Source organism: Sphingobacterium multivorum, assembly GCF_039511225.1.
Classification (GTDB): Bacteria; Bacteroidota; Bacteroidia; order Sphingobacteriales; family Sphingobacteriaceae; genus Sphingobacterium.
The window spans coordinates 2,532,549-2,550,682 of record NZ_CP154261.1 but is presented as its reverse complement, the minus strand read 5'-3'; the positions used below and the strand labels follow the sequence as shown (position 1 = coordinate 2,550,682).

At 38.1% G+C, this 18,134-nt stretch carries 7 protein-coding genes; 2 read left to right on the top strand and 5 right to left on the bottom strand.

Annotation, left to right across the window (positions count from 1 at the left end):
• Positions 1-240 precede the first annotated feature (240 nt).
• From AAH582_RS10350 to AAH582_RS10330, 5 genes are all read right to left on the bottom strand, one after another.
• Positions 241-969: a DUF4262 domain-containing protein gene (locus AAH582_RS10350; protein ID WP_343322068.1), complete on the bottom strand. Its 729-nt coding sequence runs from the start codon at positions 967-969 to the stop codon at positions 241-243.
• On the bottom strand, positions 966-4,457 hold the full coding sequence (locus AAH582_RS10345) for a DUF6443 domain-containing protein (protein WP_343322067.1): 3,492 nt from the start codon (positions 4,455-4,457) through the stop codon (positions 966-968). Before AAH582_RS10345 ends, AAH582_RS10350 begins: the two co-directional genes overlap by 4 nt.
• A 12-nt stretch (positions 4,458-4,469) precedes the next feature.
• Complete coding sequence (locus AAH582_RS10340; RefSeq protein ID WP_343322066.1) at positions 4,470-7,802, bottom strand: hypothetical protein; 3,333 nt, start codon at positions 7,800-7,802, stop codon at positions 4,470-4,472.
• Positions 7,803-7,875: 73 nt separating this feature from the next.
• On the bottom strand, positions 7,876-8,397 hold the full coding sequence (locus AAH582_RS10335; protein ID WP_343322065.1) for a hypothetical protein: 522 nt from the start codon (positions 8,395-8,397) through the stop codon (positions 7,876-7,878).
• An 844-nt stretch (positions 8,398-9,241) separates the two neighbouring features.
• Positions 9,242-9,895, bottom strand: coding sequence for an N-acetylmuramoyl-L-alanine amidase family protein (locus AAH582_RS10330; RefSeq protein WP_343322064.1), 654 nt, complete (start codon positions 9,893-9,895; stop codon positions 9,242-9,244).
• Between the two features lie 623 nt (positions 9,896-10,518).
• Between AAH582_RS10330 and AAH582_RS10325 the strand changes: the two genes are divergently transcribed.
• Together AAH582_RS10325 and AAH582_RS10320 are read left to right on the top strand one after the other, a co-directional pair.
• The gene (locus AAH582_RS10325) at positions 10,519-10,899 is read left to right on the top strand and encodes a hypothetical protein (protein ID WP_205398625.1); all 381 of its coding nucleotides are present in this window, start codon (positions 10,519-10,521) and stop codon (positions 10,897-10,899) included.
• Between the two features lie 311 nt (positions 10,900-11,210).
• Complete coding sequence (locus AAH582_RS10320) at positions 11,211-18,131, top strand: hypothetical protein (protein WP_343322063.1); 6,921 nt, start codon at positions 11,211-11,213, stop codon at positions 18,129-18,131.
• Positions 18,132-18,134 lie beyond the last annotated feature (3 nt).

The following is an 18,134-nucleotide window of genomic DNA, read 5'->3' as shown; positions in this document are numbered from 1 at the left end:
AATAAAAACCAATATTTTTTTAATGGGCTATAACCGTCCTGAGAGGAATATTTAAGCATTAAACCTAAGAAAACTAAGCAAATTGCTGCGATATAATTTAACATAATTCATTTAATTTAAAAAATCATCATTCAGGTTATAAAAATTTTACAAACGTTTTGTTTTATGCTAAAAAACTTCAACAACATAATATTGCAAGATAAATTAAATTTTGTCCCTGTGCGGCGTACTATATACAAATTAGCCCCAAGAATTCCAATCTTCATCTTTTTCTGTTCTCCATAATCCCTTTCCTAGAGGAAGATGTAGAGAAGGTAATACAGTATTATCAATCCCTAAAATAGTCGCAAGAGATACGACTCGCATATCATCCTCTTCTACATCTGGTCCGGGACCAGCAAACATTTCCCATTCTGTATTTTCCCAACGCATAATTTCAGTAATCGTTTCTCCAAATAAAGCTTTCATATTAGTAGTGACAACAGAATTTGCGGGAGCAAAATAATCCCATTCATAATTCAGCCACTTCCAAACAGGTTCTAGATTTCCGTCAAATTTGACTTCCATATTCGGAATATCCATTGTATAGTGATTTGTGTCAGGAATTATTTGAAATGTATTTACTACCTCAATATTGTAATAATCATAAATTCCTAACATCATTAATTTATTCCACGATGCATGTACTGGAATCAATGTAAATAAACCTAAACCACTTATTTCCAAAGGCTCATCAATCTTACCTCCTTTTTTGAAATGATTAAAGAATGCTTCAAATATCCGATCTAAATCATCTTTAAAAAAGTAAGACCCACCTGCAAAAACCAATTCAAGGTTAAATAAACTTGTCAAACCAATACTGTATCCATATCGTGGTTCAACACCACTATTTACCATGGTTACATGAAACCCAAATTTTCGTATATTAAACTCAATTGTCTCTAAAAATTCTTTCCTTAGCTTTTTCATCTGTGTATCTTTATATGACAGGACTTACAAACTGATGAGATGTTGCTTTCATCCGTCTTTCCTCCATCTGCATGTCTTGTATTGTGATGACCATCTACCTCATCAATGGTTTTCTCTACTCCACATCCAGCACATTTTCCATTTTGTTTTTTTAACTGTTCAGCAGTTTGTTTTCTTGTAAATGCTCTTTTTGGATCTCGCTGACTTGGGTCCACCGAACCTTTACCTTTTGGTGTTTTATTTACACTACCAACCTTTTCCTCGGTTCTTGAGTCGTTTTTTTGTTCGCTAACTCTGCCTTTCTTTGAAGCAAAATTCGTCATCGAATTTCTCAGCGTATTTACTCCAAGAACGACTTCCGCAGAACCTGCCGCTGCCGCTGGTACACTTACTAAACTTGCTGTTCCCCCAGATCCAACAGTGACAACTGTGCCAACAGCAACATTCTTTGCTCCATCAATTGTCATTAAAGCACCAATTCCAGCGCTTATAATATCCCCTGCATCTTGTCCTGTATTATAATCGGAAGCACTATTATATGAAGTTCTTTTTCGATTATCAAGTGCTCCTTGCGTCATGTTATCAGCAACGGCAACTGCTGCTCCCTTTATGATGTCCCACCAATCTTCACCATTTGGATCAATTCTTTTAATCGGATTATCACCAACATAATTGTAAGGCGAATGATTATCATATTCCTCCGCCAACGGATCCACCACATTCCATCGCCCTATCTCAGCGTCATAGAATCTCGCCCCGTAATCCAGCTGTCCTTCCAGTACATAAGAACTTCCCAAGGTATGCGCACCACCATTAAGGTCAGTCTGCATTTCCTTGCCATTATAAAGATACTTATTATTGATACTTGTTACAATAGATTTTGTCTTTCCAAATGGATAGTAATCCTGCTTCTGCATTACAGTGGCAACAGGGGCTGTGGCTGTACCATCCTTCTTCAGTACAACACGCACATTGCCCAGATGATCTGTCAGATTGTAATAGTAACTATAATTTCCTGAACTATTCAACAGGAAGCCATCTTCTGTTGCAATACGTTCGATCAATGGATTTGCTCCACTAGCTTTGCTGTATTCAATCCCGCCGATATAATCCTGCTCGGTAGTGATACCGCCAACAGTAGATTTACGGTTCAGCTTAGCGCCAGCTGCATCGTAGGTATAGACAATGCTCTTACCTGTACCGCTCACTGTTTTGGGCAGGTTCAGGTAATTGTAGCTTAGGGCCATTCCTGTACGGTCCTTGGTCGCATTTCCGTTCAGGTCATAGCTAAATGTCCCCGTCAGACCTCCCGAAAGACTGGCCAGCCTGTTACTCTTATTGGTATTGTTATAGTTGTAGGAAATCGCCGTACCATTATCACGGATAAGGGTTCTGATATTGCCCATATCATCGTAGGTCAGTGCCTCACTCATCACCGTACCTGTACTTACTCCGCTCTTCAACCGGTTCAGCGCATCGTAAGCGTAGGTAAATGTGCTGTTCGTCGTAGCGGCGTAACCCCACAGCTGCTGCGCGATATTGCCATTGTACTGGGCATTAGCAAGCACCGTGGTACCATTGACATTATAGTTCAGCTGCGAGGTGAACTGCGCCGAGCTTGCTTTGGTCTGCCAGCCCCGTTCATTGTAGGCATAGCCGATATTGGTCATAAAGTTGCTGCCACCGTTCTCGCTGTGCAGCGACTTGGTCTTCAGCTGACCGATCTCGTTGTAGGCGAGCCTGCTCTGGATCACCTCATCCTGCCCGTTGACTTTCTTCTTGGTCTGTACCAGCCTGCCCACATGGTCATATTCATTGGTCGTGATAATAGTCACCACCGCTCCGGTGGAAGGCGTATGAACTCTGGTGCTCTTGACTACCTGACCTGGAAAATTGTATTCATTGGTCACATAGTCCGTTCCGCCAAGGTGGTTCTTGGAGGCAGACTGGATCACACGTCCATAATCATCGTAATAATTCACTGTCAGTAGGGGTGCCGTACCGTCTTCTTTATAAACAAGCACACCCGTCAGCAGCGATTTGGTCTTTGTACTCACCGTGATATTCTTTGATGGAAGCTGCCCCGCATTTTCAAAGCTGTAGTCATCGTAATAGTTCACCGTACGCGCCGTAAAGTTCTCACGGGGATAAGACACATTGCTGTAGCTGGCCTGGCCGGCTAAGCGCGTCTCCCAGAGCGCGGTTTCGTTGTTGATGTAATCCTGCTCCACCTGCCTCGGATTGCTGCCCTGATGGATACCCGTCACCACCACACGTCCAAAAGCATCATATTTGGTCACTCGCCATTTATTGGTCTGCCGCAGCTCGGCATCCTGTTCCTGCAGCAGCTGGTCATTTTTGTTATAAACAAGGTGATCCCAGCCCCTTCCGGGAATCTTCTTCTCGATCAGTCTCCGCTTTCCATCATACCGGTAGGCATATACCAGCTCATGGAAATCACCGCTGGTGGCCTCTGTCAATGTAGTAGTCGTGGAAGGGAATCCCGGTGGGATCACATACCGCAGGTCTCCAAAGTCGTCGTACACATACTGCGTTTCCAGTTTCTTGCTGTCCGTTTCCCACACCCGCTTGAGTACAACACGCCCCTCGAAATCCTTATATTCCTCCACGGTACCGCCCTTGCCGTTTGCCGACACCCAGTTCTCATCCTTGATCACCGTCTTATAGAGTTTCCCGGCAGTATAATACCCTGCTGTGGCACCATTATCCGTACTGTTGATGGTCCACAACCGCACATCGTTGGTACCGTTGGTACCATAATCGGTCACCACCGTACGGCCCGCGTTGGTGCCCGCCGTTACGTTATCGCGGTTGATTCCAGGTTGCCAGGGCAGACCCGGGGCACCCTGCTGCTGCACACGGTTCAGCGGGCTGTTCTCAAAAACAGTAACTGCATAGGGACTCGCGGTCTTTGTCACAGCAGCATCCCAGGTATTGGATGTGGCATAATACGCTTGCTGGTCTGTTTTGGCCGTGGGCTTGAAGCTGCCGTCTCCTGATACATTCTTCACGTGGGGAAGATATTTGACGCTCTCCCTTCCAAATCCATCATACTCGATATGCTGTACAATGTCTTTATAGGTTGGACTGGCCATTAGCTGGACACTCTGGCTCGGCCTGCCGAGTCCGTCAAAGTACTGGATGCTCTGATTCTCATCACCGATCGTCCGTTGGGCATTCAGGGTAGATAGTGTTACGCCGGGACTGCGGAAAGTTTTGGTCAATATATAATTTTGACCTGCTGTCGGAGTGCTCACAATATTCTGAAACCCTGCGATGCTGATCGTAATGGTCTTCCCTGCCGCCGGGGCAGGGATATAAAAGCCATTCTGGAGTGTGATGCTCTTGAGGGCCTGAATATTCGTCTGGTTGCTATAGGAACTCAGGGTAAGGTTGTCCACGAGCGTCTGCCCTTGTAGCGCCCCTGCTCCGAGTAATGATAGTAGTATTAAAAAGTTATTTTTCATGATTGGATAGGCTTAATTGGAACGATAATGGTAATCAAAGGATCTGTTTACATTGTTGAGGTGGTCCAGGATCGCTTGCAGACGCTGCATGCCGTCGTATTTATAATACTCGGTAATCCCACGGGCATCCGTCTTACTCGTCATGCCAACCAGTGGCTTATAGGTATAAGTCGTCACCATCGCCTTAGCTAATCTTGAATCATTACGGAGCTTATCCGATGCATTCTTGATCAGGGTCTCCATACTGGCCTCGGTCTGACTGCTGTTCAGGTTATCGATCGCTGCTTGAGTGAGTACAAGTGCAACTTCTGCGTAAGTTGCATTCCTGATTTCGGCAATTGGGTATTGACCATTGTAGCCCCATAGATACACCGTTCTTAAATTATCATTTTCCAAGAGCTCACGTAGATTATTAAAAGAATCATAGCTCAAACACTCAATTTTCTTTTCGTAACGATCGTCTGGTTGAAAAGCTGTCACTGTACCATCAGGAGGCACAACTCCTTTCAAACGATTGCTAAACTTATAATCACTGGTATTGATAGCCGGATTCAATCCTGCTAGGCTACTGACCGCACTTAATCTGCAAAAATTATCATAAGTAGAGTATTTTCCTTCTACAATTTGTTTAACTGCTCCATTCTCAACAGTTGAAACAACTTCAATTGGATTCTCAATCAAATTTTTTTCTACGAGTTTTGAAAGAAAATTATTGTTTGGAAGATAATTATAGGGGTATATGAAATATTCTTTTTTGATTTTATCATTGCTCTGATACGAGGTTTTAGCAATCGTACTAGCATACTCCGTATCGTAAGTATATTCCGTGGTATTGTTACTCATAACATTGGTTCCCGATGCGTCATAGTCAATTGACTGCTCCTTCAACAGTTTATAGGTTGGGAAATATTGATTAAAACTAGTCGAACCAAACAGATCAGAATCATAAGAAATTCTCGCGAACGCACATGTTGGATTAGTATAAATCTTTGTTCTATAAAACTTTATCACTGGAATTTTGTTGCTTCGAATATCGTATTCCCTTAGAATTTGCCTTTGCTTAATAAATTCACTTTTTTCTTTTTCCCATCTATAATAGGTTTCAGATGGAGAACTTCCTATAAAAGAAATATTATTAATAAATTCTTTTTCATATGGTGCATTTGGGAAATGATACTGAAAAGGGTTGCTTAAGTTAGCATTTCTTGAATAACCTACTTTCCCCTGAGGTTCTCCATTCGCATTGTATTGAATTTTTTCAACATATTGATAATAGAGATTCTTTCCCGTAATATCGGGACCAAGGATATTAGGTCTCCCAGTATAAATGAGATAATTACGTTCATAAAAGCATTGACATTCCAATAAATCGGAACACTTGTAATCAATCATATATTTCTGAAAATAATGGTTATCTTCAGTTTCGGGAAGTTCCCGCAACACTTTACCTTCCCCGTATGCAAACTCATCTCGATTAATCAGTTGTCCATTATGATCGTAATTTTTAATATTTTGTATCCTTAAACCATCTGAAAGAATTTTTTTCTGAATCGGTGAATAATAGTTTCCAAGCACAGTAGCGGTAGCATAAGATGCTGGAACAGCAACCTCATCTATCACAGTAGTTATCAACCTGTATCTTGTCCCCTTCTTTAAATTATATAGCTGGATATTATAGGACTCCGCATTCAAATAACTGCCAACTCTATTTTGTATCGCCTCAGTGGTGTTGGTCGTTAGATTAATTAGCTTAACCTCCTGCATATCAGCGGGAGAATAATATGGGCTTGGAGGTTTTAAAGGCGAGAAATAAATATTCAAATAACCTGTACCTGGAAGTACATCATTACTCACCGTAAAATCTATGGTATCCCGAGCAGGAATTTTCTTTCCCTTTCCATAAACTTGTGAATTAGCAAATGTTGCATTTACTAACTCGCTGCTAATGCCCAAATAAAAATTTGGCTCATACGTAAACTGCGTTTTTCCTCTACTTGGGTAGACAATCTCCTTTAGTATACCCGCTTGTATTAGATCGGGGTTAACACTTCGATCTGAATTGCCGACAAAATCGTTTGTATTGACATCTGGCAAATAGATTGGTTTCACCTTGGGCAAATAATCAGTTACACGCCCATTATAAAACCCCCAATAATCCTGTTGGGTGGAATTGGTTGGTGGCAACGCTACGGATAAATCGTAATTAAAGTTATAATTCTGCTCACCCGTCAAACCAATTGCCAAGCTATTAAGCTTTAACCTATAGTCATATTGAAGTTTAGCGTTAATCGCTGTAAAATAATCATAAGAAAATATGACTTTATTAATAATCTGTTGATTATCATAAACATCAATGCCATTGAGTTGATGACCCGGAAAGTCATATCTTGCAACGTTATAATTGAATACAACTTTACCGGAAGCTGTCGTAATCTGTTTAATTCGAGGCTCCACATTGGCATAATAAGATATCGTTTCGTCTGTAACAGTTCTTGGTAATTGCGCGTCCCTACCGTCAATGCTATATAGATATTTCCGTTGATAAGATTTCTGAATTAACCATTCAGGCTGTACGGACGTTCCTGAAGGCAGGGTTGCTGCCGCACTGGTCATTTCATATTGATATGCTATCACTTCCCCTTTTATACTTTCAATTTTGGACAGAAACCAAGTTTGAATATAATTTCTCAAAACAGCGGGAATCATGATATTTACATCGTCAAAAAACATCTGCCGTTGTTCAAAAAAATAGCGGTTACCATTTGTCAGTGTGAGCACAAAAGAACTTGAACTATAAGCGGATTTATTAATCCATTCGATCTTAATCCCCGGGTCAAAATCATTTATAAATTTCTTACGGCTCTGGTCATAAATAAATTTTCCGCCTTGTCCAGTTGGCAATCTAAAATTAAAAATATCGGGTTCACCGTCATTAATCAAGTCCGCATATTTATATTTTTGCTCATTTGTATTGTAAGAATATTTTTCCTCATAGCTTTTATCTAGATCAATGTAGCCCGAAGTTGCATATTCGTCAGGTAACCCCTTCACAGTCCGACTTATCATTCCACCGTAATTGAGCGACCAGCCGAGGCCGACCGAAGAAGCTGTCTGTGCGACTTTAATTCCGGAAGCATTGTAATCGATATCCATTCCGTAGGAAAGCGATCCTGCCTGAAGAGTAAATAAGGGTACCTTTATATCTGGAGTTCCTGTATTGACATTAGCATTATACTCACCGTAGCGCATAAAAGCGGCCACATTGGGTGTAGCGATTTGAGGTTTTACTTTATATGGATCAGTTTGTGCCCGCATGGATAAACTCACCAGCTGAGTAAGCAGCATAAAAAAAGCACATCTGTAAAAAAAAGTCATATGCATATATAATTCTGATTGTAATAAATGAGTTGGTTTATAGTTAGTAATCTCTTAAAAGAACTTTTAAAGATTTAATTTCGCCGTCTTGCTTGACAATTTGTTGCGATTGTTTTTTCATTTCATTATTCATCTGAATAAGCTGTAAAGTCATTTCCTCCACCTTTTTAAGCAATAGTAAATTCATCTCAGCCAAATCGAGCCCGTCAGCCTGGATCTGTTTGGCCGAGGGCACCTCTGGCAAATGCTTATTTGCTTTAACCCTGTTCCAGCCTTCACTATTTTCTATTATCGAAGTACCTATGCCTGCGTCACTTAACGTATTCAGCGTACCGTTATTGGCAACCCAAAATGAGTTTCCTATTTTAACACCGTTCGTAAAATCACCTTCATAATTGATCGTGAACACATTACTCATATCATGCACAAATGCCCTCCCCCCTGATCCGCGGGGTGGATAGGAAAAGATAACATCTGCAGCACCGTTATAACGGAATTCATATGCCTGTCCATAGGCAGAAACTGCCATACACGTGGCAGCCAATAAGGTTAATACTCTCTTCATATGTTGGCATTTATATAGCTAATTTTCTTTATTCCACTGATAGCTACCATTAAAAGATTTAAGAAAATACAAACCTTAATTACCTAAAAATCCTAAAGAATTAATCGGCTTCAACAGGCTGAATTGAAATTATTTAGATTTAAAACGTTAAACACGTACATATCTAACATTATCAAAAAAAGATAATATCACAAGTTAATAGTTAAGATAACGTCCGATTAAAATATTTCCCACAGCATTTTAAACGAATGGCCGAAATTACATATTTCCCAACAAACAATCCTTAAGAATTAAAAAGTTTTTATTAAAAAACCACAAAGAAATTATAAAAGAAATTAAAGGCACTTAAATTGAAAATTCAAAAAATATTATTAAAATACACAATACCGTATAACAAAGCGGATTAAACAAAAAAGTTCTTCCTAAGATAATTACAACCAAACAAAAACAATAGAGAGAAAAACAATTATATAGCTTTGTAAAAATTAAAAATTTACGAAAAGTATTAACATCTCAACGCTATTATCGGCACTATTTATCCGAACCTTCACAACTCCGTTTTGGGAAGACGATTTATTGTCAATAGACGATGCGCTATTATTGGTGGGCATAGAAAGTATACAGGACGATTGGATCGTACTGGTAAAGCAGAAAAGGGGAAAAATAAAAAAGCCTCCCTTGTTAACGTTTAAGGGAGGCGATGGAATTGTTATTCGGAAGCATTAATATTTAAATCCATGCCTTAAATTACATTCCGAAAAATTAAAGCTATTCATGAATATTTTTGCATTTTATAAATTTCGTTCAATTCTGTATTCAACTGTTTAGGTTTTATTCTGATAATTTAGATATCGGAATCCTCTATTTCCAAGATACCATTCTGTTGCATACGGAGAACCTTAAACTTCACTATACTACTGCTCTTATTGATAAAATCTTCCACCGCTACAGCAAGGGACTGCGCAAGGGATTTTTTGTAGTTGTCATCTCTCAAACGCTTTGCATCATTTGTTTCTGTAATAAAGCTTATCTCAGCCAAAGCACAAGCTGTTATAGGTGAATGATAACTTGGATTTAACACTCCTAATTTCATTTCTTTAACACCTCTGTTTTTATATCCTGTAGCCTGTATAAGCCTTTGCTGTATAGAAGAAGCTAGCAATATTGAATCACTACTAGCTTTGGGATATACAAATGTTTCGGTGCCTTGTGTTATGATATCGTTCCATCCATTGAAATGAAGAGACAGGAAAACATGAGCCTTCTTGTCACGCGCTAAATTTGCTCTATCTTCAAGAGATAGATTACGATCTGTATCTCTGGTAAGATAAACCTCGTGAGATTTAAATAGCAATTCTGCTTTAAGAAGAAGGCCAATCTCAAGAGTCAAGTTTTTTTCAAGATCTCCAAGCGCGGAAACGGCATGATTACCATCAGAGCCGCCAACATTTCCGACACCACCATGCCCCGGATCTATTACAATAATTCCTTTTTTCATAATATAAGTTTGCTTAAAATTAGTCATTTACTTTAAATTGGTAAATAAAAAATAAAGAAGGAATAGCAAGTTCTTTCTGTAACAACAAGCTTTTATAATTTCATTTTTATTCGACTGTAAGTACTCCCATTTTTCCTATAGCTGGAATTGGGCTTTTCAGCTCGCGACTTATGTATTGGAAGTGTTAGGGCTTAATATATTTCGCATCAAATGTAAACGATGAAATCAGTTGCTACAAAATAGTGCAGCAATTTAAGTCGGTGTACTCACATATTCCTACCCTATTAATTAACATGACTAACCTGTGAATAAATTCAGCTATGAAAGGAACATCTGTTTTCGAAAGGAAATCGGTGCTCAACTTATTTGTCCATAATAAGCAAAAATCAAGAGAATTCCCTACAAAGTATAAATTTTACTATTTCTAGATATTTATTCGTTGACTTGTATTTTTTTATTATATTTACTTTAATGGATTCGAAGTGTAGGACATAGACGAATTCCACAAATAGCCATAAATGCCGTATTATATATTGATCAATACATGATGTAATTGATTATCAATCCATCGAGTTTATTTATACCAATAAAGTTGTTGACTTAATTATTAAACTTATATTATCATGGGTATTAAATTCATCATCGAAAAAAAGCAAAACCAAAATGCTTACGGGACAATTACATGGTCTGAAAAAAAACTGAAATCAGGAGCGGTTTCTGGACCTTATGGAAAAGGTGAATTACCTTTGGGACTCTATCATGCTGTCGGTGGGAAATTAGTGAAGTCTCCCAAAGAAGGCTTTTGTGACTCCTTAAAAAACTGCTGGTTTCAACTTATAGAACCTCAATTTTCCACTGATAGAACGGGCTTGGGGATTCATCCGGACGGAAATGTATCCGGGACCCAGGGCTGCATAGGATTGTTAGACTCCGATACCAGTGCATGGTACGCCGCATTCAAATCAATTCCTGCTGGCACTATCGTTATGGTCGAAGTACTTTGATTTACAATTTTCACAGATGGGAAGAGCATAAAAAATACCAAACTTTATGCCCTTCCCCTAAATGCTCTCGCCAATTAATTTGTATTAAGCGATAGATTACAAGCCAATCAACATATTATTTAGCCTATTTATTGCCAATCCATAATTGAAAGTTCAGATTTATGAAAACATTGCTTATAAGTGGGGTTTTCGTGAAAGCAAAACCAGAATAATAAAGTCGAATTACATTCTCTCAAGAAATTAGAAAACAATTTCGTCGCGAGAGTTACCTAAGAGCTTTTTTTTATAATACCAAATTATAAACCTGTACTATGAATACTTCCATCATTGATAATTTGGGTTTAAAGCCCATATTCACGTTCAAGTTGAATTCCTTAGAACATTATTTTGGCATTTTTGTAGGCCGAAAAGAAAATTACAATACTTTCCCGACGGGCTTAGATTGGGTAGCTGCCGAACCTTTTCCTTTGGACAAATTATCTGCGACATCTGTTTGGTTAATTCCACTTCTCAAGTTAGATGACGGAACGTATGCAACAACATATAACAGTAGTCCTTCATTTACAGATAGACTGTCCAATAGTAAAATTGACTTTTGCCATCTTTTCATTGCTGAACAGCCCAAGAACGTTACTAAATGGAGCCAGTACACAAAATTGGAATCGGTAAAAAATGCTTTTGAATTAAAATTTGAAGCGAAAGAGTTTTCTATTTCACAAAAATCTATCCCTTTTACTATCATTGAAAAAGAGAATACTGAAAATAAAATCAATGGATATTTTTTTGGTACGGATACGATTGAATCGGTAGATACATTGTTGAAATTCGATGGAATTGAATGTGATATCGTCAATGAAATTGGTAAAAAAAGTAATTTTCATATATGGTGTGGACTAAGAAAGTCTGAAAAAGTATTGCTTTCTATTAATAACTCCGGTAACAAGGATAACAACATCGGAACCGATTGCCCTTTTGTCTGGTGTCAAACAGGGCTAAAAGATGACACTATTTTTCCGAGTAATGACACAGATTCTTTTACGATAACAACAAAGAAATTATGTCTAGACAATAATGGTATAAAGGATTATATGTCTGAAAGCTTTTCGTACATAGATATCCACAACAAAATACAATACAACAAACTCTATTCTTGGTTCATCAAAGAAGGTGGCAACAATGGAACAGGAAGAAAAATTTATCCTTTTTTTAAATATGTAAAAGACAATCAAATTGACACTAAAGGAACACTTAATGAATTTATACTTTATGGTTTAAAAACAGAGATTCCTCTTCAATATTATAATCTTATATACTGTTTTCAGGTCAATAGATTTGAAAAAAATCAGAGCAGAAAATCTATCCTCTCCTGGGTTGTAGGTGGACTCAACATTGATTCTGTCAATAAATTTATTAAAGAATTTGCAATTGCCCGGCAAAAGATTGATAGAGCAAGCCCTCAAAGTTTAAGCATTCAATTCGACACAAAAAAATTAAAGTTTAACGGAAGCCAGCAAATGATAACCGAACATACGATTGTCAATAATAGGATTTCATTTGTCGGTAGCGCAATATTTCTTAAACCACCGAAAACGGTAAAAAAAATAGAAAAGCTTGTTGTGAAATCTACTGATACTTACAGCATCAATTTAACTAATATTAGAAAACAAGATTTTGACAGATTGGAACGCAATGTCCCTGAAATAACAATTGACAACTTAGAATATAAAACAGATGATATAGGAAGAACGACTGATAGCGGAACTTTTTTTGGTTTCAAAATTTTGACAAAAAAAGACTTACTATCCAATATTAAGGGAACTTTAGATGATGGTACATTTGCTTTTGATCTGGAAGAAACTGGAGAAATTGAAGCCAATATTTACCTTTCATTTCAACTTCAAAAAGCCCAAAAGCCGATGTATATTTGGGAATATTATTATAATCTGGAAAAAGACAAAAAAGATACCATTGTCCCCTGCTATGCAATTGAAGATTTCAGAATTCCTATTAAATCAATAACCCCATTATCTACCGACCTCTCTTATCAGGATGGAACCATCGCAGACAATGACAATATTTCTTTATCAAGTACAGGTACGCTCCGTCCGGAGCAACCGCTCATTATCCCTTTATCGAAAGAAGATGAACAAAAATATTCGCTTTCTTTCAGTGAAAATATAAACGTCGGACAAGATTTCTTTTTCGCTGCGGAATTATTGCTACGGGATCCAAAACAGAAAGATAAGAAAAATGAAATAAGTGTAGTTGTAATAGGCAACGAACCTCAGACCGCTGTGAGAGTTCAAACCCCATTTGGAACAAGCTCAAATGATGACAGTAATAAATGGATTGTTGCTCGAAAGAATAGTCTATCGGCAGATAGTAATGTTTGGGAGATTTTAAACGAGAATGATAAAGGTATAAGAATTACCTTTCCGCCCCAGGTAATGGGTGAAGCCTTTCGAAAAACAGAAGGCGAACATCCATTGCCCGGCGAACCAACAGATAATGGACTAGTCCCTTTTAAATTTGGTCCCCCCGCAACCATTGAAATTTTGAACGAACAGCTGAATCGACAAATGGTCGCAGCTCCTTGGAATCTCCGCTCTTTATTTGGTACATATGGAGACTCCAATCCGGGACTACGCTTATTGAAAGCACAGTTTGAACTGCTCTATGGTATGAGTGCAAATTTCGAGAATAAAGATGCATTTATAGCAGAAATGGACAACAAGCTGGGGCAAATGGTAAAAGCACCAAGGGGACGGATCCTATGGGAACATAGTACAGATCAGAGTGAGGCCTTCAAGCAAGCCTATGATCATTTTTTTCAAATTCTTAAGTTGTATATTTCCCGGCTCGCCATTTATGAAGTATCTGCCACCGCTAACAAGTTCCAACCATCAAAATTTGATACAGGCATAAATTATTTCTTCAGAATTGGGGAAAATAAAATTGAAACTGATAAAATCACCTCCGGCAGCGGGGCAAAACTATTTTTCCCTTTTAACGATACTCCATCCTATTTACAAAAGATAAGGGACAAATACCATCAAAATGATGCGGTCGATGGGAATGGACAGAAGGCGGTTGGTCTGGCTGGAGGTTTTCACTGGGGTTTTGAATCTAAAGCCATTTATTATGAACTAATGACCCAGGGCCTGCTCAAAGGGTCCTCATCTGGCGAAATCGAAAATCTTGCCTTATCTTCATTGGGAGGATATGGAAAGCAAGTAGCACGTTTTGCTAATGACAAGACTATAATCAAATCTACAACTACCATGGGCAGAACCCATTTTTATGCTGTGGAACGCATGGGTAGAATTGGAGTATTATGGAATAAAGCCAAACATGTAATCGAATATGAAAGAACAGTAGTCCCATCTAAACAATTTAAAGGAACGCAAAATGAAGGGCGGGTAATTGTCAGGAAAGTAAGAGAGTTTATAGAAATACTAGAACCCGAAAGAAAATACCCGGAGTTTGGCGCTGAGCAATTTTCTTCTGGATGTGTGAAAGGAACTTCTTTCAAATCAATTAAAATACCTGTCAATTCCACTTGGGGTCGAGACCTCATAGCTACAAAAAATAAGGATGAAGAGCCTTATGGATGGGAGGTCCCACTTTGGAATAAAAATGCCGATTTTTCAGTTTATCCCTTTCCGCAAATAATGCTGAATTTGATGGCAACTAAAGATTCTGGCTTGTCAAAGGTTTTATGCAATATTGTAAATCCAGAAAATATTTACTTTTATACCGATGTAAGAGACCGGGTGGCAGGAAATGAAATAACTGCAGAAACGAATGACTGGCCGAGTGTAGCGGAAGTCGATTATACCATTCAGCCCTTTCAGAACATATATCTTGGAGCTCCCCCCTGTTTAGAGTATAATGATCCTCAATTGGTAAATACCCCACTACCCTCACCAATTGAAGTATTGCCTGGATTCGAAAGGTTTACATTTAAAGTACTGCCTTCCGATATTCCAATATCTGCTAACGGAGCTTACAATGACAATTCAACAATCTCGGCTAAGCTACGTACTGTAACACTGCAAAGAAAGCCTATACAATGGAGTGATCAGGATATATATAACCATATTTGTGAAAAGGAAAAAAATTTTACTAAAGCAGGTAACAAAATTTTGGTAGACAATCTTAATGGATATAGCGGACTACTAAAAACTGTTCAACAGGTCAATAATGAAGAAGCCATAGATAGATGTAAGGTAGTTTTAGAACGTAAAGAAGTTTTCAGAAAAAACATTCAGGATCATCTAGGGTCATTCTTCAGAAAAATTGATTCCGAACAAAGTGACTCCGAAACAATTGTAGATAGAATTATTACGCAAGCTAAAGCCGAACCACTCCTAAATTATCTAAAAAAATCTAGCACAACAAACGGAAAGGCGTACAATGAATTTTATAATGGTGGTCCAAAAGAAGTTGGAGTAATAGCAATATGGGAGCTTCCGACTTTAGTCCTTTGGAATCAATTGGTGGCGATGTTAGAAGCTGCGATTGGTACTGTTGATAAGCACTATAAAATCACTTTTGACCTCTTAAAAAGTGATCTATTTGAAATGTTGGACAACGTAGATATAGCCAACGCGCAAAATGTTATCATTGATGAAATCAATAGTTTTAAAGATAGAATAGATTCGGCGAAAAATTTCGTTGAACTACATTTAGGTTTTTTGGATCAGTTTTTTGATGACGAGATAAAGCGATTTGAAAGCTACATTGGCAATTTCAACAGCCAACTTGACACTATTCAACTGACTATAGAACAATCCCTAACCGACATTGAAAATAAAATACAGAGCCTTGCAGATACTTTAAGTAGTAAAAACGTGAAAGCTGAAATTACAAAATTATCTAATGAAAAGATAACTGAAATTGGAATTACAGTAGTCGCACAAATTGAATCGTTGAATATCCATAAAAAAGTTAAGGAAACTACCACAAAGGAATTAGGTGGTTATATTGTGAAAATAAAGGAAACGGTAAACAACAAAGTAAATGAACTCCCAGATAGCCTGGATCCTGAGGAAATAAAAATAGAAGTAATTAGCTCCGTTAATTCCGTCAAAGGAGGCATTTCTACGCAATTCGAACAAATTAAAAAGATAGTAATAGTTTTACAAAAAGAATTAGCATGTGTTAACAAGAAAATAACATCATTAAAGATCAAAGTCGATAGTCTCTTTGATAACATTAGAAATAAAATTAATGACGGTATAAAACCACTTGCAGACGAAGTTATAAAGCTTTACAACACCTTACAAAATACAAAGATTTCGATAAGGGAAGCTTTCGAAACAATGTTTTACAATAAAAGAACGGAATTTATTCGTGATTTATCGAAGGATATCCTCGATCTATTAATTGAGAATTTTCAAGTCGGAAATGAAATTCCCGCCCCTATTGCTAACATATTCAACCAGATTGACAACTGGATGAAAGATCTAATTACAGATTTAAACACACTACTTTATAAAATAAAAAATGAGGGCGGAAATATAGACGCGGCGATAAAAAAATATTTTGATCCAGCACTAAATTTATATACGGACTATAAGGAAGCTATAGCGGCTATTGAAAGCGGCAATAAAGAGGCTATCATAAAACAGGCAAATAAATTGTCCCAAACCATCAATCAGGATTTTGGTGATGCTGTAGGGAAAGTAACTACAGGTTTTTATAAGGCTGAAAAATTCAGTAAAAACCTGAGAGGTCTTGATCGTGAATTTCAAAATACGCTATTCAACTATCGTTCAGTCGTAGAAGACATTAAAGCCGTAGATCTAGGGATCAATCGCCAGACGGTGGAACTGATCTATAACTTTAAGGAAATATCTGCTCCTAAAGTGCTGATAACCCCGATCATGGGAAAATTGGAAAAACTGAACGATAGTCTGAGTGCAGTGGGCATTACTATACCATATGGAGCAATAGATGAGAAATTCATTGCCCCTATGCGACAATGGGGTGCAAACTTCATAAACTCCTATTCTGACAAATTTCCAATGTCCAATTTACTCAAGGATATCGGCGGATTCAAATTTGACAACTTACTACCATTTCTAAAGGGTGACGACCGCTTTTATAAAGCGGTGAAAGTAGAAAGTAAGGTCGATGAAAAAGCGATGAAAGCTTGGGTAAAAGCAGATTTGGATTACACTTTTACAGATGACAATACTTTAATGAGTATTGGTCCATTAAAAGTTCGTATGCTGCGTAATGCTCGAATCGTTGCACATGCTTATGAAGCCTATGACATCGACCAACAACGAACTAGTGAAAGTTATGGAGCAATGAAATCTACATTTGAAATTTCACTCTCAGGTACTCCACTGATGCTATTTAAGGAAACAACAGTAAGTTTCAAAAATGGAAAATATGATTTTGACCTCGATCCAAGTCGAATGGAAATGCCTGGATTGCTGAAGCTTCTTACCGATGCCTCTAAAAATATTCCTGCTTCCGATCCCGCCTCGTCGAAGGAGGGCGATTCCCCTTTCAAGATGAAAATTCTGAAGTTTACTGTCCCCAACACTAAATTGGAAATGCCTATCGGTGTGCAGGCGAATCTTGATATCCCCCCCCTTTCAGTAGGAGGCGGAACAACAGCTATTTCCAATCTTTCCTTTGGAGGTCATTTTTTATTAAAGGCAATTGACGATAGTGATCCCGGTAAGCCAAAACTCGATTTCAACATAGGTTTAGGTTTTTACCTTGGGAAGAGGGACCTTCCATTCAATTTTACCGCGTTTATTTTGGGTGGTGGAGGCTATATCGATTGTAGTTTTAAATACCAGCCATCGGTCAGCAAAAAACCAATGGTCAATTTCGTAATGAGTGTTCATGGCAGTGCCGGTTTAACTATTAGCGCAGGTTGGATTACGGGTAGCATAATGGTGCTTGCCGGCATTGAGGTTGAATATTCATCTTCAATAGGAAATACCAGGATAGAGATTTTTGTTGCCATAATCGGAGTCGTGGATATTCTCGGTCTGATTTCCGTTTATTTAAGTCTACGTCTTGCAATTAACTATCAAAGCAATGGCAACGGAACCGTACTCTATGGAGTGGGAAACGTGCGTGTGAAAATCAGAATTTGTCGATTTGTAACCATATCCGTTAATAAGAACTATACGATGGTACTAAAAGGCGAATCCAAAAATGTAAAAAATGAAAATTCAGAAAATATTGCGGCATCCTTAAACTAAAAT